At 39.0% G+C, this 22488-nt stretch carries 25 protein-coding genes; 2 read left to right on the top strand and 23 right to left on the bottom strand.

From position 1 onward, the window contains the following. The first annotated feature begins 1 nt into the window (after position 1). Positions 2-979: a type I phosphomannose isomerase catalytic subunit gene (locus DMB45_RS06980; protein WP_041502927.1), complete on the top strand. Its 978-nt coding sequence runs from the start codon at positions 2-4 to the stop codon at positions 977-979. A 154-nt stretch (positions 980-1133) separates the two neighbouring features. Here the strand turns inward: DMB45_RS06980 and kdsA are convergent, their stop codons facing one another. The 3 genes from kdsA to DMB45_RS06965 form a co-directional block, all read right to left on the bottom strand. Beyond that, entirely contained in the window at positions 1134-1934 is an 801-nt protein-coding gene (gene kdsA, locus DMB45_RS06975) for a 3-deoxy-8-phosphooctulonate synthase (RefSeq protein WP_041502926.1), read from the bottom strand. A gap of 254 nt (positions 1935-2188) precedes the next feature. Then, entirely contained in the window at positions 2189-3466 is a 1278-nt protein-coding gene (locus tag DMB45_RS06970; RefSeq protein WP_041502925.1) for a replication-associated recombination protein A, read from the bottom strand. 292 nt (positions 3467-3758) lie between these two features. Beyond that, positions 3759-4061: a DUF3276 family protein gene (locus DMB45_RS06965; RefSeq protein ID WP_041502924.1), complete on the bottom strand. Its 303-nt coding sequence runs from the start codon at positions 4059-4061 to the stop codon at positions 3759-3761. A 209-nt stretch (positions 4062-4270) separates the two neighbouring features. Between DMB45_RS06965 and DMB45_RS06960 the strand changes: the two genes are divergently transcribed. Beyond that, complete coding sequence (locus tag DMB45_RS06960; RefSeq protein WP_041502923.1) at positions 4271-4486, top strand: hypothetical protein; 216 nt, start codon at positions 4271-4273, stop codon at positions 4484-4486. Here the strand turns inward: DMB45_RS06960 and DMB45_RS06955 are convergent. The 20 genes from DMB45_RS06955 to DMB45_RS06860 form a co-directional block, all read right to left on the bottom strand. Further along, a complete protein-coding gene (locus tag DMB45_RS06955) occupies positions 4483-5208 on the bottom strand; it encodes a tyrosine-protein phosphatase (RefSeq protein ID WP_110688597.1) in 726 nt (241 codons plus the stop codon). The two genes, DMB45_RS06960 and DMB45_RS06955, sit on opposite strands and share 4 nt — an antisense overlap. Positions 5209-5214: 6 nt before the next feature. Then, positions 5215-5790, bottom strand: coding sequence for an acyltransferase (locus DMB45_RS06950; RefSeq protein ID WP_041502973.1), 576 nt, complete (start codon positions 5788-5790; stop codon positions 5215-5217). Beyond that, positions 5780-8107, bottom strand: a complete 2328-nt coding sequence (locus DMB45_RS06945; RefSeq protein WP_052634483.1) for a GumC family protein — start codon at positions 8105-8107, stop codon at positions 5780-5782. Before DMB45_RS06945 ends, DMB45_RS06950 begins: the two co-directional genes overlap by 11 nt. A gap of 27 nt (positions 8108-8134) precedes the next feature. Beyond that, a complete protein-coding gene (locus DMB45_RS06940) occupies positions 8135-8908 on the bottom strand; it encodes a polysaccharide biosynthesis/export family protein (RefSeq protein ID WP_041502921.1) in 774 nt (257 codons plus the stop codon). 260 nt (positions 8909-9168) lie between these two features. Next, complete coding sequence (locus DMB45_RS06935; RefSeq protein ID WP_041502920.1) at positions 9169-9498, bottom strand: type II toxin-antitoxin system RelE/ParE family toxin; 330 nt, start codon at positions 9496-9498, stop codon at positions 9169-9171. Further along, entirely contained in the window at positions 9489-9749 is a 261-nt protein-coding gene (locus DMB45_RS06930) for a hypothetical protein (RefSeq protein WP_041502919.1), read from the bottom strand. Before DMB45_RS06930 ends, DMB45_RS06935 begins: the two co-directional genes overlap by 10 nt. 182 nt (positions 9750-9931) lie before the next feature. Next, on the bottom strand, positions 9932-11359 hold the full coding sequence (locus tag DMB45_RS06925) for a capsule assembly Wzi family protein (protein ID WP_236684927.1): 1428 nt from the start codon (positions 11357-11359) through the stop codon (positions 9932-9934). 612 nt (positions 11360-11971) lie between these two features. Beyond that, positions 11972-12550 carry an ORF6N domain-containing protein gene (locus tag DMB45_RS06920; RefSeq protein ID WP_041502918.1) on the bottom strand — a complete coding sequence of 193 codons (579 nt, stop codon included), beginning with the start codon at positions 12548-12550 and terminating at the stop codon, positions 11972-11974. A gap of 155 nt (positions 12551-12705) precedes the next feature. Then, positions 12706-13275 (bottom strand): ORF6N domain-containing protein, encoded by a 570-nt coding sequence (locus DMB45_RS06915; RefSeq protein WP_041502917.1) that lies wholly within the window; start codon positions 13273-13275, stop codon positions 12706-12708. 289 nt (positions 13276-13564) lie between these two features. Continuing rightward, positions 13565-13870 (bottom strand): helix-turn-helix domain-containing protein, encoded by a 306-nt coding sequence (locus tag DMB45_RS06910; protein WP_041502916.1) that lies wholly within the window; start codon positions 13868-13870, stop codon positions 13565-13567. Further along, the gene (locus DMB45_RS06905; RefSeq protein WP_041502915.1) at positions 13842-14183 is read right to left on the bottom strand and encodes a type II toxin-antitoxin system RelE/ParE family toxin; all 342 of its coding nucleotides are present in this window, start codon (positions 14181-14183) and stop codon (positions 13842-13844) included. Before DMB45_RS06905 ends, DMB45_RS06910 begins: the two co-directional genes overlap by 29 nt. 166 nt (positions 14184-14349) lie before the next feature. Then, positions 14350-14748 (bottom strand): hypothetical protein, encoded by a 399-nt coding sequence (locus DMB45_RS06900; protein WP_041502914.1) that lies wholly within the window; start codon positions 14746-14748, stop codon positions 14350-14352. A 307-nt stretch (positions 14749-15055) separates the two neighbouring features. Continuing rightward, entirely contained in the window at positions 15056-15583 is a 528-nt protein-coding gene (locus DMB45_RS15035; protein ID WP_041504681.1) for an acyltransferase, read from the bottom strand. Then, positions 15570-16508 (bottom strand): polysaccharide deacetylase family protein, encoded by a 939-nt coding sequence (locus DMB45_RS06890; RefSeq protein WP_052649335.1) that lies wholly within the window; start codon positions 16506-16508, stop codon positions 15570-15572. The genes DMB45_RS15035 and DMB45_RS06890 overlap by 14 nt, the downstream gene beginning before the upstream one ends. 20 nt (positions 16509-16528) lie before the next feature. Then, the gene (locus DMB45_RS06885; RefSeq protein ID WP_110688596.1) at positions 16529-17353 is read right to left on the bottom strand and encodes a polysaccharide deacetylase family protein; all 825 of its coding nucleotides are present in this window, start codon (positions 17351-17353) and stop codon (positions 16529-16531) included. Positions 17354-17355: 2 nt separating this feature from the next. Further along, the gene (locus DMB45_RS06880; protein ID WP_041502912.1) at positions 17356-18438 is read right to left on the bottom strand and encodes a DUF354 domain-containing protein; all 1083 of its coding nucleotides are present in this window, start codon (positions 18436-18438) and stop codon (positions 17356-17358) included. Between the two features lie 12 nt (positions 18439-18450). Further along, complete coding sequence (locus DMB45_RS06875) at positions 18451-19449, bottom strand: GNAT family N-acetyltransferase (RefSeq protein ID WP_082032888.1); 999 nt, start codon at positions 19447-19449, stop codon at positions 18451-18453. A 61-nt stretch (positions 19450-19510) separates the two neighbouring features. Continuing rightward, on the bottom strand, positions 19511-19975 hold the full coding sequence (locus DMB45_RS06870; RefSeq protein ID WP_041502910.1) for a DapH/DapD/GlmU-related protein: 465 nt from the start codon (positions 19973-19975) through the stop codon (positions 19511-19513). Between the two features lie 3 nt (positions 19976-19978). After that, positions 19979-20872, bottom strand: coding sequence for a polysaccharide deacetylase family protein (locus DMB45_RS06865; protein WP_110688595.1), 894 nt, complete (start codon positions 20870-20872; stop codon positions 19979-19981). Positions 20873-21031: 159 nt separating this feature from the next. Further along, positions 21032-22486 carry a lipopolysaccharide biosynthesis protein gene (locus DMB45_RS06860; protein ID WP_041502909.1) on the bottom strand — a complete coding sequence of 485 codons (1455 nt, stop codon included), beginning with the start codon at positions 22484-22486 and terminating at the stop codon, positions 21032-21034. Positions 22487-22488 lie beyond the last annotated feature (2 nt).

The following is a 22488-nucleotide window of genomic DNA, read 5'->3' as shown; positions in this document are numbered from 1 at the left end:
GATGTTGTACCCGTTAAAATTTCATCCGATTCTAAAAAAAACACTTTGGGGAGGCCATAGGTTAGCCTATAAAAATGAGAATCACATGGAGACCGAGCACATAGGAGAAAGCTGGGAAATCTCAGCCGTACAGGAACGCGTATCCGTAGTTTCTAACGGACTTTTGGCGGGAAATGATCTTCAGGAACTGATCGAAGTATACATGGGAGACTTGGTAGGAGATCGCGTGTACGAACAATTCGGCATCGAATTCCCGTTACTTATCAAATACATCGACTCTCAGGCCGACCTCTCCATTCAGGTTCATCCCGACGACGCCACGGCTAAGGAAAGACATAACGCCTACGGGAAAACCGAAATGTGGTATATCGTGGATGTCGAAAAGGAGGCTTCCCTGATTTTAGGTTTTAATAAACCTTTGGACCAAGCGGAGTATTTACAAAAGTTACACCAAAAAAAATTGCAGGAAATTCTAAACGTGGAACACCCGCACAAAGGAGATTGTTTTTTTCTCCCTTCCGGTTTGGTTCACTCCATCGGAAAAGGATGTTTTATCGCGGAAATACAACAAACCTCCGATATCACTTATAGAATTTATGATTACGACCGGAAAGACATAAACGGAGAACCGAGGGAATTACACACGGAATTAGCAACGAATGTTATAGACTACAACTATTACCCGAATCATAAAATCCATTATGCACCCAAAGATAACGAATCCGTGCAATTAATCGATTGCCCTTACTTTACGACTAACCTGCTCACGTTCGACAAAAACATAGAGAAAGAATACATCCGGTTGGACTCTTTTGTCATCTATATGTGTCTACAAGGAAAGTTCACCATCACGACAGGAGAATCCGAGCCCGTGGAGGTAAAACAAGAAGAAACGGTACTTATCCCGGCCTCTCTCAAAAATTTAACCCTCTACCCCGACGAATACACCAAAGTTCTTGAAATCTATATTGACGATTGACGATTGTAAATTGAAATGCAGGGTCCAATCTACAATCGTCAATCTCTGTAATCTCCCCATCTCAGAATCACTTAATCTCCTAATCACTTAATCTCCTAATCACTTAATCTCCTAATCTCAGAATCATTATATCTCCCCATTTTTTGATCAACAATTAAAGAACGGCTTTTCGGATCCTTACCAATTTTTCCAATAGCCCTTCCAATAAATCCAAACGCAACATATTGGCTCCATCCGACTTGGCCCGGCTCGGGTCTGCATGCGTTTCGATAAAGAGTCCGTCCGCACCCACGGCAATCCCGGCCTTGGCAATCGTTTCTATCAACGCCGGTTGTCCTCCCGTTACGCCAGAAGTTTGATTAGGCTGTTGCAACGAATGGGTAACATCCACCACGACTGGACATTTACAAACATTTTGCATGATTTGGACACCTCTGAAATCGACCACTAAATCCTGATAACCGAAAGTGGTTCCCCTCTCCGTTACCATAACCTCGTTATTCCCCGACTCCCTGATCTTGTCTGCTGCAAAACGCATGGCTTCCGGGGATAAAAATTGTCCCTTCTTAATATTAACGATTTTTCCGGTTTTAGCGGCAGCAACCAACAAATCCGTCTGACGGCATAAAAAAGCCGGAATCTGCAATACATCCACGTATTCTGCGGCCAACTCGGCATCTCGTTCGCTATGAATATCCGTCACCACCGGAATCCCGAACTCCCGCCTCACCTTTGCCAATATTTTCAAAGCTTTTTCATCCCCTATACCCGTAAACGAATCCAGACGCGAACGATTGGCTTTCTTGAACGATCCTTTGAAAACATACGGTATATGCAAACGCTCCGTCACTTTTTTCACATGCTCGGCAATATGCAGTGCCATCTCCTCACCCTCGATCACGCAAGGCCCCGCCAGTAAAAAAAACATCTCTTTATCTATCAATTCCCTATACATAATCTATATCCTAATTAATTTCTATATTCTCAATTGATAACTCCTATTCTAATTGCAAATTACAGATTGTAAACCTGATAAATTCCGTGATTCAATGATTTAGTGATTCTGTGATTTAAATTTAATCACTTAATCCTCTAATCTCTTAATCCTCTAATCTCTTAATCCTCTAATCTCTTAATCATTATATTACTAAATCACTTAATCTTCCAATCACTTAATCGCTCAATCCTTTAATCCACCATGTTCCATTGTTACTTCTTCCATCTGTTTTTCCACCACAACGCCAACCTTTCCCATATCTTCTGTTCCTGGGCATTGGATTGAGGTCTATAAAATCTTCTACCCTTCAACTCTTCCGGAAGATAATTTTGTTCCACGAAATTTCCCGGAAAATCATGCGGATACTTATAGTCCTGCCCGTAATTCAACTCTTTCATCAACTTCGTCGGAGCATTACGCAAATGCAGGGGGACAGGCGAATTACCCGTATTATGAACGGCCTCCATTGCCGCGCCGATAGCTAAATAAGCCGAATTACTTTTCGGTGACGTTGCTAAATAGATAACGCATTCGGCCAAAGGGATACGAGCTTCCGGCATTCCGATCTTATGAACCGCCTCAAAACAGGCATTGGCAATCAACATGGCATTCGGATTGGCCAAACCGATATCCTCCGAGGCGGATATGATCAACCGGCGGGCAATGAATTTCGGATCCTCCCCTCCCATCAGCATACGAGCCATCCAATACAGGGCGGCATCCGGATCTCCTCCCCGGACAGACTTTATCATGGCCGACACGATATCGTAATGCTGTTCCCCGTCCTTATCATACATCAAAGGGTTCTCGTGCAACTCCCGGTGTACGGCTTCATTGTCTATGACGATGTCCCCCTCTCCTAATCCGTTGACCACCAGCTCCAATATATTCAACAATTTCCGGGCATCTCCCCCACTATACGAGATCATCGCCTCTTTCTCCTTCACCACAATACGGCGGGTACTCAAGTAAAAATCTTTTTGGATAGCCCGGTCTATCAATTTCTCCAAATCGACTCTCTCCTGCGCTTTCAACACGTAAACCTGACATCTGGACAACAAAGGGGAAATAACCTCAAAAGAGGGATTTTCCGTGGTCGCTCCTATCAATGTCACCGTACCCTTCTCCACGGCAGCCAACAACGAATCCTGTTGTGCTTTGGAAAACCGATGGATTTCATCGATAAATAAAATAGGATTCGGGGTATTGAAGAACCGTTGACTTTCCGCCTTCTGAATTACCTCCCGAACATCCTTAACTCCCGAACTCACAGCACTCAACACGTAAAAAGGACGTTGCAACTGCTCCGCAATAATCATGGCCAAAGTAGTCTTCCCGACCCCGGGAGGTCCCCACAAAATAAAAGAAGAGACAACCCCGGAATCGATCATCTTCCGAAGTACCTTACCCGGCCCCACCAAATGTTGCTGACCGATGTAATCTTCTAAAGATTTCGGCCGCATTCGCTCTGCTAACGGTTTGTTATCCATCTCAATCCTTCTTATTGTAAATCGTAGATTTTAAATCAAGGAAATTCTGTGTTTCTGTGATTAAATTCGAATCTCTTAATCCTTCAATCACCTAATCACTAAATCTTTTAATCGCTAAATCTCTCAATCTACAATCATCTAATCACTTAATCCTCTAATCTACAATTTCAAATTTACAATCGCCAATTGTAAATCGTCATTTATCCACACAAAGATAACACAATATTTCCAACGAAATAAAAAAAAGCGGGTGATACCTCTCACCCGCCTATATTACAGCACACTACAGCTTTTAATCTTCTTTTTTCGGCAACTCGCCATTAATAGCAGCTTTCACCACCCCGATAGCTTCTTCTAAACCTTCTGCAAACTTCTCGAAATCTTCCTTATACAAAAATACTTTATGCTTCTCGTAACTCGGATTTCCGTCTTTATCAAATTTCTTTTTACTCTCGGTAATAGTAAGATAATAATCACTATTACGGGTTGCCTTCACATCAAAGAAATAGGTTCTTTTCCCTGCTTTCACTGCGTTAGAATAGATCTCCTCTCTATCAATCGTATCCATTCCTTCATTTTGTTCGTATCCTTCCATTGCTTTTGAATTTTATTTGACTTTGCTGCTCAAATGTAGGAAAAACAAAGTAAAAATAAACTTTTTTAATCCTTTTTTTTTAACCTTTCTCCCCGATCAACGTAAAAAAAAAGAATAACATCATTTATACAGAATAAAATTTACCTTTTTCGAGCTATATATGCTTCAAAAAGCTAATTTTGAACTTATATTTTAAAATCCATATAAAAATGATCTGGAAAATTTTTCTCATCGTTCTCGTACTAATCGGATTGGCTGTTATCGGCCTGGGTATCTCCACTTTTTTTTCCAAAAAGAAAAAATTCCCGGAAACTCATATCGGACGCAATAAAGCCATGAACGACCGGGGAATCAGTTGTGCAGCCACGACCGATCGCAAAGAACGGGCGACCTACAAACCGATAGAGATTAAGAAGAACGACTAAATAGGTGAAAGTCTATAAGGACTGTATCTATTCAGTACATCACTCTCTTTTGATTTTAAAAAGTCCTCCAACAACTCGATTTGTCTCAAGGAGTGAATGTCGCCCGACAAATAATCGATCAAACCTCTTTTCAATAAAACGTAAGCCCCTTTCCGGGCCTCTTTTCCGTAATACCCCGTGAACGACAAAAGGTTGACCTGCAAGCGGCATCCTTTACCTTTCAACTCCCGGCACGCTTTCTCAATATCCTCACCGTAAAAACGATAACGTTCCGGATGGGCCAACACCGGTTCGAAACCCTCGGTTTGCAATTGAAATAACAACTCCTCGAAATAAAGAGAAGGAGCTAAAAAGCTATGTTCAAGCAACACGCGTTCCTCCCCGGATGCCATGATTTGTTTTTGCCCGATCAAATCGAACATATACCTTCCGACCCGATATTCAGCTCCGATATCGGCATCCAAACGAATATCCTCCCGCTTCAAACGCTCCTCCAACTCTTCCCATCGTTTTCCTATATTCTCCGGTCCGTTCATCAGCAAGGGATAAACGATATGCGGGGTAAACGTGAAGCGCTTCACGCCCAATTTCAACATACGCTTCACGATCTCCGCCGATTCCTCCACGGTTTTTACACCGTCATCCAATCCCGGCAAAATGTGCGAATGCAAATCGTGCCCGTAAAAGAAATACTGCTTCACCGAACGTTTCCTGAAAAACATAAGCTTTCAAATTTTCACGACGACGCCCTCTTGCAACCGGTACTTTTCCCCGCTTTCCGGACAAACAGCCACACCTTCCGCGTCAAAAATCAACCGGTGCCCGTACTCGCTCATCCACCCCGTCTGCCGGGCCGGATTCCCTATTACGAGAGCATAATCGGGAACCGTTTTGGTCACGACCGCCCCCGCCCCGATAAAAGCATATCTGCCGATATCGTGACCGCAAACGATCGTAGCGTTGGCCCCGATCGTGGCTCCCCTCTTTACAAGAGTTTTGGCGTATTGAGATTTCCGGTTCACGGCACTCCTCGGGTTCACCACGTTGGTAAAAACACAGGAAGGCCCTAAAAACACATCGTCCTCGCACGTTACACCCGTGTAAACGGATACGTTATTTTGTACCTTCACGTTATCTCCCAACACCACCCCCGGAGAGATCACCACGTTTTGGCCGATATTACAATTCTTTCCCAATATACAACCGTCCATGATATGGCTAAAATGCCATATTTTACAACCGCTTCCGATCCGGCACTCCTTATCGATTACCGCTGTCTCGTGCGCAAAAAATTCAGTCTTCATCTCTCTTTGTATTTTGTCCGTAACCATAACCGTATTTAGCCCCGTAACCATAGCCGTAACCGTATCCGTAACCGCCCCGTCTGATCTTTATCCCGTTGACGACGATCCCCAGGTTAGGCAATCGTTTTTTCTTTTCCAAATCCGTAACCAACCTTAAATCTTTCCGATCCAACAGGTGAGCCCGTACGACATACACGCAGGCATCGGCCAACCGGCTTAATGTAAAGCCTTCCGCCAAAATACCCAAGGGAGGAGTATCCAACACGATGCAATCGAACTCTTCCTTTAATTCCGTTATCAACTCTTCCATCCGGGGACTGGCTATCAACTGGGTAGGATTAGGAGGTACGCTTCCCCCGAATATAGCGTAAAGACAATCGTCTATCTTATTTATAATGTTCTTTTTATCATTTTCCATTCCGGCCAAGTAGGCGGACAATCCTTTATGATGATCGCATTTAAAATAGAGATCCATCTTCGGATTTCGCAAATCACAACCGATAGCGATCGTCTTTTTACCGGATTTGGCATAAGCGTTGGCCAAATGAGCAGAAACAAGAGATTTACCCTCTTGAGGAATGGTCGAAGTCACCATGATAACGGGACATTCCGCCTGCCGTACCATATAATTCAAGTTCTCCCGGATCAGATGCATGGATTCCGACATCATAAAATTCTCCTGAAAAACATCCCTCTCTCCTTCCGGCAGTTCAGGCGTACTTCCCAATACAGGAGCGTTCACGGCTTTCTCGACATCTTCGGTATCCCGCACCTTGGAGTCCAACACATCCAATAGAAATATTCCCCCGAAAGGCAATGCAACTCCCAACACCAACCCGATCAACAAAATCATGGATTTTTTCGGTGATACGGGACTCCCTTGCGTGTTCGGGTCTTCTATGATTTTCGCCATGGGTACGTACATCAATTTGGCGATCTCCGCTTCCTCCCGCTTTTGCATCAGGAACAGGAAAAGATTCTCCTTCAACCCCTGTTGCCGGGAGATCTCCCGGTACTGTTTCTCCTGCGTGGGTACCGACGTCAGCTTCTTATCCACCAACTGACTCTCTTTCTCCAAACTTTGTATCTTGATCTCCAATCCTTTCTCCACATTCTCTATCGCCATCCGGATATTCTCTTTCAATCCCCTTAACTGACTCTCTATTCCTTTTATCAAGGGGTTACTCTCCCGGGCCGTCTGCAACAATTTATTCCTTCGCAGGATCATCTCGTTATACTTCCCGATGCCGTTGTTCAACGCGACATCCGCCAACCCCAAGTTTTCGGGCAGCAAATGAAACCCAGCTTTCTGATCCAAAAAATCCCGTACGCTCCTCATCACGTCCAAATCAGTCTCTAATTTCAACAACTCGGCCCCGGCCGATTTTTTCCGCTCCATAATAAAAGTTGCATCCGAAGCCAAATCAGTCAGACGATTCTGTTTTTTAAAGTTTTCTGCCCTATCCTCGATTTCACTTAATTCCTGATTGATCACCTCTAACCGGCTATTGATAAAATCCACCGTATTTGTCGATACAATCCGCTTATTACTCACCCCGTTATCGTTATACGCCGCGATCAACCGATAAATCAAATCAATGGCCCGGGGAGGCAATTCGTCCTTCACGGAAAGTCCGACGGCATTGGTATTCTTCTCCAAATTACTTATATCGAGTTTTCCGTAAAATACATCCGTGGCCACAGGGAAAGAATTGATACTCACCCGGTATTCTCCCTCTTTTACGTTCGCGGGCTCTTTCTCTATCGAAATCGAATACCCCCCTACCGTTATCCTTTCCGAGTAGTTTCCCTTAAAAACAGATTCTCCCTCCGGGGTTAAAACTTCCACCCGATCATCTTTCCCTATACTCACATAAAACGAGGTATCCCGGATATTTTCCGGGTAATCGATCAAAATACGAAACGGGGCATTTTTATAAAATTCCTTTTCCCTTATTCCCCCTTCTTCAAAATAACGTACATTTAAATCCAACTCCTTCACCACCTCCCGCATCAGATTTTTCGAACGTAATTCGATCATCTCGTTTTCCACGAACACATCCCCCTGGAAAAAGCCCAACTCTTTCATCATGGCATTAGTTCCCAGCTCTCCCTTTCTCGAATCGTTTATCATTACTTTCGTTTCCACGTTATACACGGGGACCCGACTCATATAGTAATAAATAGCTCCACCTAAACACAACGGTACACTAATTGCAAACCACCACCATCTATACAGGATCTTGTTAAGAAACTTGCGGAAATCAAAATTTTCCTCCTCTTCCACCAAAAACAGATCATTGTTCAACTCATTCATAAGCCTGATATTATTTTACACACCCTATTACCTGACAATTAAAGCGATTATCGCCACCATCGTGGAGACGCTCGACAATATATAGGGTAGGAAAGCACCCGCATTTCCCCCGGCTATCCGTCCCCGGTTCGGCTCCACGTAAATCACGTCATTCTGCCGCAAAAAGAAAAAAGGAGTATCCATAAACTCCGTGGAGGTCAGATCGATCCGGGCAAACTGCTTCTCTCCGTCCACTTCCCGCACGACCAACACGTTTTTCCGTTTGGCATTAATCTGCAAATCCCCCGCCATTCCCAAAGCATCCAGAATGGAAATACGTTCTCCCAACACCTTATAGCTTCCCGGATTTTTCACCTCTCCCAATACGGTCACCCTGAAATTCAAATATTGTATGGTCACGATCGGATTCTTCAAGTATTTACCCAATCGCTCCTTCAGCGAATCGGCCAACTCGTTTCGGGTCATTCCCATCACCCTCAATTTACCCAACACGGGAAAATCGATACTTCCCTCCTTATCGACAAGATATCCCTGAGGAACCTGTTGATTAGACGAACCTACCGTCTCCCTCCCCAAACCGATCATCGGCGTATTAAAAGGAAGTGCCGCCTCCACATCGTCACAGGAAACGATGATCGACAACAGATCATCCGGCTGAATCACCGTTTTATACTCGCACTCGGCTTTAATACGTTTATTCACGTCGGCATCCTGTAAATAAACCACCTTTTTACTCGATCCGCAGGAGGCACACAACAGGCCCCCCAACAGAATCCACACTCCATTTTTCAAAAGTCCCATATAATTAAAATTATTGATTTAACGAAAGTCGAATAGACCTGAAAATTTATTTTTGATTTATGATTTACGATTTATGATTCAGTCAGTGATTTTGCCATCTTTAAATCGTAAATCTAAAATCCGAAATCATAAATCTTTTTAATCTCAGAATCCCTTAATTCATTTTCCTACTACCCGTTACGATTTTTCTCGGTAATGTCATTCATTACCGTCCATATTTTTTGTTTATTCCTCCAAATTAATTTTAGGAAACAGAGTAACTATTCAGAGAGATTATTTAAGAAATAGTTCAGATAAGTTCTCAAAATATCAGGATTTCTCCTTACATCCCAGATCATTGCAATATAAATTTTATCAGAACTCAAACAATAAAAAATTTTAGTTCTCTTATTGACGATTACTACACGTAAAGATTTTATTTCTCCCAATTCAACCTCTTTACCGATTAAAGGAGAATCTTTTAATAACGTAATTTTTTGATAAAGCGTTGCACGAACTCTCGAAGCTACCTGATGACTCCAAGATTGATTCAAATAAAAAATCAAATCCTTTAACGTAGTAATAGCCAAATCAGTCCACACTACTTCCATCCCATTTTTTTATCTATTTCATCAAACACTTCTTCCGTGGTGTAAAAAGGTCCTCCTTTGGCGATCAGTTTATCGGTATAATCAGCAACTTGCTGCAACAACTCTTCAGGCAATTCATATTCCTTCACTTTCTCTTCTTGTTTTAGTAATGAATTGACAAAACAATAAACCTCTTTGAGTTTATCTTCATTTAATTCCATCACTTTACGAAGGATATCAACACGTAGTGTATCTGCTGTCATTGCTTTCATAGTCTTTCTCCTTATTCTTACAAATATAGAAAATAATTTTGTCTATTCCTACCATTCATATTTTACTGAAATCATAATCTTCTGAATCGTCTAATCACAGAATCCATTAATTCTTTAAATCGTAAATCTAAAATCCGAAATCGTAAATCTCAGAATCACTTAATCTCTAAATCACTTAATCGTCAATTATTTATTGTCAACCGCAACATCACTCCCACGTTCTCCCGTAACAATTTTCCTTCGTCCCCATAAATTCCGGCTTCCGTTTTAAACGGTAATCTTCTCCAGGGAATTCCGACCTCCATTCCCCATGAACATTGTCGTTTTACCCGCTCAAAAGGCTCCCGGTATCTCCCGTAATTCAACGAATAGGAAAACCTTCCCAAATAAGAAACCTTCCCGGCAATCCACCCTTTGATCCCTAAATAATGAGCGATCACCCGGTTATTATACATCCCGATAACGAAGCCCTCCTTATTCTTTGGGTTCGGCAACAAAAAAGGCGTTCCGATGATTCGCCCGTCTGTCGTCCATCCCGATTTATATTCACCATGTAAAAAATAATCATCCCTTCCCCCCACCTTCTTCCATCCGTAGCCGGGAGCATCAGGATCTTGCTTTTCCATCTCCGCGGGAGTTGCCGGACGGTCGTGATACGGTCCCGACTGGTATTTGGTATAAAGGAACTCGTAGATCACATCCGTACACCATCCCGACCGATTCCCCGCCCCGTAATAAAAGGCATAAATCCCGTCGGGAAACGAACGGAAATCCGTTCCCGAACCATCCTCGAAAGGAATATCATGGTAAAACGTCAACGTGTAACGGTCTCCCTTGTAATTAATCCTCAAATGCTCCCGTCCCAAATGGTTTCCCAGGGCATTGTTCTGTGCACTGCCCGAAGCATCACTCCCTCCTTCGCTACCGACCACGATACGGATATAGTCTTTCAAAGAGGAGGGCTGTTTTCCCAAATCAGGTGAAATTCCGCCCCATTGGGCATAATGATCCAATCCCACGATGATATCCCATCGTTTATGCGGCGTAATCCGTAGAAATAGCGACTTATGATGCAGGCGCACCTTCTCCGCGTACCGTTTCCCGATCATCCGGTAATCCCCGTAACTAAAACGGAAAGCCAATACCTTGCCTATAAAAGGTAAAGGTATATACTCGCTACGCAAATTATACCCCGGATTCACCCGGGCATTACCCGATTGAACAAAATCCCCGTTGGTCGAAGAGACCCCGTTGTATTCCGTGTCCGGATGTATCATCCCGATATCCAAACGCAATCGCCTCCAACGGGCACTCGCGTACAACTCATCCACCGACACCCGGTTATTCCCTTTCTCACCTATCCCCACACCCGAAAAACCATAAGCCGTTTGGATCTTCCTTCCCTCCCGGAAATCGGAAAACAACCCAAGCCTCAACACCCCTCCCGCCCGATCCGGCATAGCTCCCCAGCGATCCCTACCCATCCAAAAAGGCAAAACACCCCCTCTCCCGGCATAACCGCTAAGCTCCCCGACATACCCCACCTCCCGCTTTTGCGCACAAAGAACAAAGGATAATAACAACATTATCCCGAATAAAATAGCCTTCAATAATTGTAAATTTTAAATTGTAAACCTGAGAAATTCTACGATTCAATGATTTAGTGATTCCGTGATTCTGTGATTTAAATTTAATCACTAAATCACCTAATCTCCTAATCCCTAAATCTCTTTATCTCCCAATCCCTTAATCATCTAATCCTTTTATTGGAAAAGAATCCCACTCTTTTATATTATAAATACAGTGCTATCCATCTGCTTTTGAATAGCACCACCCTAAAATTTACAATAAAATAACACATTTGATTTAGTGATTCCATGATTTAATTTGAATCTCCTAATTGTAAATTAGACGAATTCTGTGATTTAGTGATTCCATGATTATATGATTCAAATTTAATCTCTAAATCTCCTAATCCTTCAATCATCTAATCTCTTAATCCCCCAATCACTAAATCTTTTAATCTACAATCGTCAATCTTTTTAATCTCTTAATACCCAATCACTAAATCACTGAATCCTTTAATCCCAGAATCCCTTGATTCTTTAAATCGTAAATCTTTTTCTGTCATTTAACCAATCCGATAGGATTACATTTTACATGTACCGATTTGATTTTCAAGTGCGATTGTTAATAATTTATGTTTTGGTATCACGTTAGTATCATTTTTTATCTTCATGATCCGGTAATATGTACCCGATCCGATTCCTCTCTTTTAATCCCCGGTCTTTTGCTTGCAACTCGGACAAGGTCTGATTTATTAATTCGAGTTGTATTCTAGTATCTTCATTTATGTCGTTTTGATCCATAAAAACCTCTTCCATGTACTGTTTAAGTTCCTTTATTCGATTTTCTAATACTTCGATTTTATCACCTGGAGGACTGTATAGAACTTGTCGCACGGCAATGAAAGCACGCATGATATTGATATTTATTTCGATGGCAACCTCACTATTCAAAATAGAAGAAAGCATCGCTACACCCGATTCTGTAAAAGCAAAAGGAAGGTATCTAATACCACCTCTCTTGTTTGAGGTCACAAATTGTGACCTCAAAGTACCGAATTCTTCTTTAGTAAGTTTAAACATAAAGTCCACAGGAAATCGTCTTATATTACGTTTTACGGATTGTTTCAATACCTTTGTTTCTGTTCCGTACATTTCCGCAAGGTCGAAATCCAACATCACCTTCTGACCTCGTATTTCATATATCTTACTTCGAATTAATTGTAGTTGATCCATTCTGATTGTAAATTAATTTACAATTTATGATTAAGATTCTGATCTTACCCTCTTTAAATCGTAAATCTTTTTAATCTCTTAATCCCCAATCACTAAATCACTGAATCCTTTAATCCCAGAATCCCTTGGTTCTTTAAATCGTAAATCTTTTTCTGTCATTTGACAAATCCTATAGGATTACGCGGCTTATTTTCCAATTTCTTTTGTGCTTGTAATTCTGCCAACGTTTGATTGATAAGCTCCAATTGCATCCGGGTATCATCATTAATATCATTGTAATCAACGAATACCGATTCTATGTACTTCTTAAACTTTTTTAATTCGCTTTGAAGCTCTGATACCTTATCCGCCGGGATCTCGCTTATCACTTGACGAACAGTAACAAAAGCACGCATTATATTGATATTTACCTGAATTGCAATATCGGAATTTAATATTCCTGAAAGCATTGCTAAACCTTGTTCTGCAAAAGCATACGGAAGTTTACGAACTCCACCCCAACTTGATCTTCCAAAATGGAATATCAAGTTTACTTTTAATTGATCAAATTCCTCTTCCGTGAGTTGAAACATGAAATCGCCGGGAAAACGTTTAATATTCCGTTGAACAGCCTTATTCAAATTACCGGTTGTAACCTGGTACAATTCAGCCAAATCTTTATCAATCATCACCTTCCGACCCCGTATCTCGTAAATCTTACTTCGAATTAGTTGTAGTTGACTCATTTGATTGTAAATTTTAAATTGTAGACCCGATAAATTCTGCGATTCAATGAATTAGTGATTCCGTGATTCAAATCTCCCAATCATTTAATCTCCCAATCATTTAATCTCCTAATCATTATATCTCCCAATCCCTTAATCTCCCAATCCCTTAATCTCCTAATCACTTAATTCTTTAATCACTTAATCATTATATTTCATTCCCGATACATTATCACGATATTTAGGCCTACAATACTTAAGTTTTTATAAGATTTCCGTTTTCACGACAAAGATTTGAACACTGACTCTTTTAAGCTATTGGTTTTACAATTTCAATTTTTAACCCGAGAGCACCAATAATACGATAAAACATAGCAACACTCGGAGTTATTACTCCGTTTTCAACACGAGAAATATATGATTTTGTTGTATTTATCCTTTTAGCTAATTCTGACTGAGTTACCTTTGCCTCTTTCCTCGCTTCTAATAAAATTTGCCCAGTATAGTAAGCATACGCCTCCTCGTCAAATTTTGCACGCTCGGGGGTCCCGGGAACTCCAAACTCTTTTTCTAATTCTGCGCTAATATCAATTAACATGTTTTCTTTTATACACATAATATTCCTCCTTTATCTTTAAAGCCCTCTCTATCTCTGATACTAAAATTTTACGAGACTTTTTTTGAAAACCATTAAACAGTACAACTATTTTTTCCTCATCAAAAATAAAAAAGATACGATATATATTACTATTATACTGCATACGTAATTCATATAATTCATCACGTACAAATTTTATGAATCTTGTAGGAATACGATCTTCTGTCTCAAGTAACGAAAGTATATACTTTACCTTCAGCCTTTCTTTCTCTGTCAATGTAGAGAGAAATTCATTATAATACCGACCGTATGCTATTATTTTTCTTCTCACTTACAAATATAAATAAAGTTTCAATATAATACAACTCATTCTTTTTTCTTGGTAAAAAGACAACAAGTTAAAAAATCTTCATAAATCCATGAACAACAGTACTACCCGGAAATTACGCCGGATAGCACCATCATTACTAAACCTTAAAACTATTATTATGAAAATATCAGGTCGAATAATGCAATCTGGCTCTAAAACGAGCATTCGGCACCGTACTGTGAACATGAACCGAAATCGTGGTGTTCTTGCCGAAATAGGTTTGTAAACTACAACTCACATTCCCGCCGGAAGGAATCCCGTACCAATCGCCTCCACCGCCTTTCGAACTTCTGACCGACACGTCGAACAAGGCATTAGGCGGGGCCAGAATCGTGGCAGTAGCTTTGATCGTGGCACCCCAACCGTTTTTATTGATGGAATAACTCCCGTTCCCTTGCGCATCAAGATTCATCTCGAAATCAATGTCCCCACTGATTTTTAAATCATCACTCTCGGTCATGGCAAGTCCTGCCTTTTCCGCTACCTCATCGAGTTGCGAAAAAATAGAATCAAAATTTTCAGACATCACTCGTAAATTTAAATCGAACAGAATAAATTCTTACTGACGGTCCTGAAAAACATCATAGATCATCGTGTACATTCCCAAAAAACAATCACACTCAGACCGATCTTTATACTCCTTTCTCCGTAATCGGCAGACAAATAAATAATGAACTATAAAATTACAACATTAAATCATAAAAACAAAATACAAACACAATTTATTCATTATTGGAATTAAATTCATTAAATTCATCCATATTTATCTTACCACGAACCTCTTTACCCGAACCTTTATTTTTCACACAACTCATTACCTTATCAATCTAAACTTATGTAATTTGAAGATCTGATAAATCTTTCTCCAAATCTTTCAAAATTTTAGCAGGTACTCCTCCCACTAAGGTCCTTGGAGGAACATCTTTCGTGACCACCGAACCGGTAGCTATAACAGACTCATCTCCGATAACAACACCAGGAATAATCGTTACATTAGGCATAATCCATACCCCTTTACCTATCCTTGTTTTTGATATTTTCCGTGGATACAATTTTTTTAAAATCGTATCCGAAGGAATATTGGCATGAGCCGTTATGATCGTCCTATCCCCTACCGAGGTATTATCGCCTATGCTGATCTGATCCGTAAAAACCCGATCAAACATTACTTCATGCCCGATGTAAACACCTTTCCCGATTTTAACTCCCCGCCAACGATGCATAACTGTTCTCCAAGGTTTTATCGGACAAAAAAAGATAATCTTATCCAAGAAAAAACGAAAAAGAAATCTGAATCCGTATCGAATCTTCCCCCAAAAACCATTCATTCCATAAAACTCTAAAACTTCACTTGCCGGCATAAGAATTCTGTTTTAATTCAAAATATTTTTTACAGGTTACAAAATTAAATTCCTTATTCTGGAAAAATCGTAATTCCCGTTCAAAGAGAGGTAATGCGTCCTCCCCTAAATTTTTGATTTTCAAACGATGTCGCAGGACATCCCCCAAAAAATAAGACAACGGATTGGAAGCCCTCCTATTCAATTTCCCTCCTTCAAAATCCTCATCAATAAATTCATTCGGATGCGTTAAAAAATTAAAGGGTCGTCCTGTCATTAAAGTTTCGCAATAAAGCAGCTGACGGGTGAATCGATTTAAAGCCGGAGACAAGCGCATAAACGTGCCGATATAAGGAAAACCGAATGCCGATATGGGAATTTCGTAAATTTCACCTTCCCCTCGTCTGAAAATATTATCATTTCTGACATAATAAGGTTTACGGGGAGCTACCAGCCAGTTCAATTTTTTCAACGCACCAAAAGACATGAACATATCTATCCGCTGAGAGGAAACCGAGCTGTCTATTTGATAGCCCGCTTCTGCCAATACCGAAGGAAACCTTTTGTTTACTCGTGCAGCCGGAGCTCTGAAAGAAATCACTTCCGCGCCCGTAATGTCCTCCAAAATGGCTTTCGAAACCCGTAAATGTTCCAACTGCTGTTCTTCACTCAATACATCTATCGCTAAATCCGATCTATGTGTCAACCCGTGAGACCCAACCTCATGCCCCCGCTCGAAAGCCATTTTCACCAATTGAGGATATAACCGTGCGATATAGCCCGTGAAAAAGAAAGTCGCTTTCACCCCATATCGTTCATAAAGTTCCAACAAACGAGGCATCCCCTGGTCGACCAGGTATTGTCCTGTCTTATCACGCAATTTATGGTTTAAAATAGAAGTTGTTTCGACATCATTAGTTATCAGACAATATCTTTCTATATCCATGAAACCTAATCATTTAAAACCTAACTTTTCCAATACAAATTCACCAGAAACGAATAAAAACGTTTCACTATAATATTCTTACGGGCAATATTTTTTATCCGGTTACGAACAAACTCTCTGACATGCAAACTCACCCATAACCAGAAACGATCTGTCCACAAGGTATGAGCCAAGATAAAAATTCTATCGGGGAAATCCCCTTTTTGTACCGTATTGATAATATCCCGGGTAGAATGAAATTTCAACTCAAATTTATTTTCAACAATATCCCGAACGGCATATTTTCCACCATCCCAAGCATACCCCGTATCTGTCAAATAAAATATCTTTTCAAAATCGGTCGTCAGATAAGGTTCCCCCAACAAATCAAAATCGCCAAAACTACAATCGCCCCATAACAATCGATTATCATATTCGGATGTCGAACTACCGTGCATGCAAACCGTTTTTACGGGATAAAAAGAACGGAAATATTCCAAATTCTCTTTAAAGCTCTGTTGTGCCAACTCAACATTTCCCTTAGCCAAAGCAAGGTCCTCATAATGATATCCTATTTCATGGCCCAAACGTGCTATTGTACGAATAACCTCAGGATTATTACTATGTTTTACAGTACGAAAATAATAAGTAGCCTTAATTCCCAATCCATTTTCAATCTTGGCCATTTTCAATGCATTCGAAGGTAATTCATCGACATCATGCCTTAAAATAACCCACAACCGACTTTTTCCATCAACTAATAACGATCTTTCCTCAATACAATAATCCTCATACCTTAAAAAACGATACCCCTTGTTCTGTAGTGTAACAAGTAACTCCCGGTAAGTTTTTAGTGTAAAGTCCATAGTTATTTAAACCTATTCTGATAATCAGGATCTTTTTTCATTATCTTAAAGCTATCCGGCCAGTTTTCCACAAACCAAACCAAAAATGCTGTCACATCGATTTTATCAGCCAACATTTTATCCCTTTTCTCTTTCCATCTCTCCTTAACATTTTTCATCTGGAGTAACTCAACTCCTTTGGCAATTGCTTTTATTTGATCTTCTTCCGATTCCGAATAATTAAACATCAATCCATAGTCCTCCTCTAAATGTCGGGTATAAAAAGTACTTTTTGTAAGAAGATATACTGCTGGCGTCCCCAGCATTACGGCTTCTTCTGACATTGTCGAACTTTCTCCAAAAATTAAACTTGCAAAAGCCAAAGCATCATGCATTCGATGTGGTTCTATCTTAATCTGATATTTTCTCAATTCTTCAGGTAATTCTGCTTCTGAAGAAATAAATACTTTCGCAAATTTTGAAAATTCTTCTATTGCTTTCAGTTTATTCTCATAAAAGATCCCTTTATGTCCCACATCATGCGTGGCTTTCCACGATACCAAACGAACAATTACATATTTTTCATTTCCAACTACTCCTAATTCTTCTAAAATCGATCCGTTTGGAGTAAACCGTTTAGGGTGAAGATATGCTAATTCATGATAACCAGAATAATGAATTTCTTTCTTAGACACACAAGGATGTCTATAATCAGATGTAAAAATCACCTTTGTAAAGGGCTCATAAAGTCTAACTTGCTCATAATTAAATGTATCTTCAAAAGACAAATGAGGTTTACACATCAGATATGCAACATGAGCAGCATAAAACGATCCGGCACTAAGAAATAAATCCGGTTTAAACCGCCATGCGACTAAAAGCAATTGCATATCAAAACGAAGTAAGCCCCATACCTTTCCTATTTTAGTCGAATAATGCTTACCTAAACATACATAATTATTTCCATAAGCCTGAAGTAGTGTTTTCTCATGTTCTTTTTCCCGGCATGTAAATAAAATTTCATGTCCTTTCAACTTCATTTCAGAAGCAAAAGGAGAGAAAAGATGTACATGAGCAGGGTGACCTATGTCAATCAAAATCCGCATTTTAATATTAATTTATTTTTTCAACATCAAATTATACCCAAACATTACCACTTTATACCAAAAAGATTTTGATAATGTAAATCTTCCTACATTCTCAAAGACAGTCCCAAATCTCTCTTTATACTCCCGGGGGCCATATTTATAATTGGGATTCCCACCTCCCCCAAAATCAAAATAATCGCATTTATTCTTAATTCCTTCTTTCAACAAATACCATATCAGCAAATCTCCTGCATGTTTCTCCAAATGTTCTTCCAAAGTCGCCGTATATAAGGCGGTGATTTTTTTATTGTATACTACATACAACTGTGAAGCAATAGGAATACCTTCATAAATTGCAAAAACAATCTTTATTGTCCCTTTTGCCTCTCTTAATAAATTATAGAAATAATCCTTACTTTTCAGTGCATGTCTTTTCCGTTTAAATAGCTTTGCCTGCATTTCATAAAAGACATCAATACTTTGATTTACAGAATTATATTCCCGAACATCTATATTGAACTTCTCTTCTGCTTTCTTTATCCCTTTTCTTTTATCTTTCTTCAATAAAGTCCAAATTGTATCATTTGTTTTATTTGTTAACGAGATGTATGCATTAAGATGATCTGATAAAACAAACCCAAATTTCATATAAACAGATTGCTCATTTTCAGAAAAAGGAAAAAAAGTTCTAATCTGAACAAAAAGTCCGGCATTAATTTTTTTCAGGTGTCTTACCAGGTACAATAAACTCTCTATATCTTCATAGAGCGGTGCATCTAATATCAATAACCTTTTAGATAAGAAAGGAACTCTTTTACTTTCATTTGCCAACTCACCTATAGTTAAAGCCGTTATCTCTTTTTGTTCATTTTCCACCGCAATAATAACAGGCATAATTTCTTTTGATTCTATTAATGCCTTACAATAACCATAAGAATGGAAAAATGATGCTTTTACAGATTTTTCCAATAATTTACTCCATTGATATAGATCTATTTGATTTACATCATCACATATTTGTATCATCATAATTATATTTAAAATAGAAAATCCTCGTACTCCCCGCAATCTTCAGAGCCGAATATTCCGGTTAATCCAATTCTCCTTCTATTTTCTTCAAAACTCTGGCGGGATTTCCAACCACGACCGTATAATCCGGAACATTACGAGTAACGACACTACCGGCACCAACAATACAACCTTTACCGATTGTTATTCCGGGCAAAATAATCGCTCCTGCTCCAATCCAGGAATCATCGCCAATAGTGACAGCACCTCTATTATACCCGGTAATTTTCTTTAATCTGCTGCTATTGGGATGAGAAGAGGCAACTATTGTCACATTCGGGCCGAAGCTCACTCTATCTCCTATTTCGACATTCATCTTAGGAGCACGAAGTTGCACCAAAATAGTAATCCCTTCCCCAACATACACTTGCTCTCCTATTTTAAACCCGATCCGCTTCAATGCCCAAACCCGAACTTTATGCAAAGAGATTTTTAAAAATACTGCAAATAGAATTTTCCTTTTTAATCGTAATAAAGAAGAAATCATTTTTTATCCTTTAAATTTTACAACCCGTTCGCATGCTTGTTTCATTGTCAAAAAACGAGCTCCTCTCTTTTTCAACCTCTCAATTATTTCAATATAATCATCCATCACACCGGGATGATCCAATGGATCCAAATTCGCATTATGATAATTTATTACCAAAAAAGCATTTTTACTTTCACACTCATCGCAGATATCTTCAAATCGAGACCACTTATTTTTAATAAGAACAAAAGGATAATCCATTATTACTAATGGAATTTCACAAAACAAAGATCCCGGTACAGGAAAAAAAGGAACAATTTTATTATCCTTAAAACCAATATTTTTTCTATATCCCCATGAAGAATCGTATTCAAACCCTAATTTTTCGTGAATTTCCCAAGTATGTTCCTCCCAATTCAGATAATGTTGTCTTATACCCGAAACAGGATGTCCTAAAATATATTCCAACCCTTCTTTTTCAATTTTCAGCAATTCATGATTTTTATAAGACCAATAAGAACCATGCAGACCTATTTCCCATCCATTATGATCTAAATACTTAATAATATCGATAATCCTTTTATCTTGAAAGGTATAACGCCCCATACTTAGCTTCCAATTTGAAGGCTGAAAAAGGGAAAATGGAACCGATTCATTTAAAAAAAATAACGTCGATTTTACATGAAACTGGTTCTCTATTTCGATAATATAGTTAAACCCCCAATACGGTTTTCTTACATATAAAAAAGAAAACAATCTTTTAAAGAACAAGTCAAAATCTCTTACTTTTAAAGCCCGTAAGGGTTTTGTAAAATATTGATATGTCTTATCTATTCTATCAATATCATGCGTCAGACAAACATTCATCATATATATTTCTATAAGTTTTAACAATAGAACTCTAATAATATCCATCAGCAGATACCTTATATCCGGTAGATATTTCAAAGCAATTACTATAAATTCTCAATAATCTTTTTTGCTATTTCCCGTGCCTATAACTATTAACCCAATTGCCATTTTTATATCCTGTCATTCAAAACCTTGTTTCACAATCCATGTAACCGGAATATCTCAATCATTTATTTTTATAAACTTATCTCGAACTATTTCCCAAAAAATCTGATATCCCTCTATGTGCAGGAGACGAGCCAATCCTATATATAATAACAGATATACCCCTGTTTGAGCCACGATTAAATAAAAACAAGAAGAAAATAAAAACGAAATAAAATATACTACAAAACCTGTAAATAATGAGATTACAAAATTCATCCCAATATCTTTCACTTGTTTTACAAAACCATATTGCACCAATTTACCTGTGACAAGAGAACTGATCAAAAAAAGCAAATAATATGAAAGAGCATAACCTCCCAACAATCCCTCTATACCATACAACCAAACCCCTCCGAGCATCAATATTATACCCAATATTTCATATATTATTTCTATAAAAAAATATTTTTTACTATTTCCCAATGAGGTTATCAGGTCTTTATTCAAATAGACCAAAGTGATCATCATTCCTCCCATGCAAAACAATTGAAAATAAGGTATAGATTCGCTCCATTTTTCAGTAAATAAAATCAAAAAAAGAGGTTTAGCGATGACAATAAGCCATACCATCAAAGGAAAATTTATAAAAGTAATTGCCTTTTGATTTTTTCTTACCCCTCTTATCAATCTTTCCTTATCATCTCGAATTTTAGAATAAACAGGAAAGGATACTGAACTAACTATAGTTGCCAAAGTGACAACCGGAATTTCTTCCAATTTCCTTGCTTGTGTATAAAACCCTAACTTTCTTGCGGAATAAAAACGCCCAATAATCAAATCCGGAATACCTTGATATAATTCTCTCATTAAATTAGAAAAGAACATAAAACTTCCGAAGCCAAACAAACTTTTAAATGATTTTATACTAAAAATCAGCTCTGGTTTCCAAGAAGAACAATACCACAATATTAAACTATTTACAAAAAAATAAAGCATCATTTTTAACACGAGACTCCACACTCCCCACCCTAACAACGCAGTAACTATTCCTGCCGAGCAAGCAATAGATACACTTATCAAATCATATATAGCGATCCTTTTAAAATTTAATTGCTGTTGCAAAATGGTTATTTGTACCACCGATAAAGCATTAAATATCAAAGCAAGTCCTTGCACTCTTAAAACTGTCGACAACAAAGGTATCCGATAAAATACAGAGATTGCGGGAGAAAAATAAAAAAGTAATAAATAGGCAACTAACGAAACGACTAAATTCCAATAAAATGCAGTGGAGTAATCCGCTCTTGTTACATTCTTTTTTTGTAACAAGGCTAAACTAAATCCCCCGTTAATAAATACATTTAAAATGGATAAAAAGATCATTAACATCCCTATACAACCGAAATCATCGGGAGACAAAAGCCGGGCTAAAACAAGGTTCGCAATAAACAATATAATCCGATTTCCAAAACCTTGCACAGCTCTCCATATCATACTTGCAATGGTTTTCTCCTTTAAAGACCCCTCCATAA

The organism is Sanguibacteroides justesenii (assembly GCF_003204205.1).
Classification (GTDB): Bacteria; Bacteroidota; Bacteroidia; order Bacteroidales; family Marinifilaceae; genus Gabonibacter; species Gabonibacter massiliensis.
The sequence above is the reverse complement of the archived record's forward strand: the minus strand, read 5'-3'. Positions and strand labels throughout refer to the sequence as shown.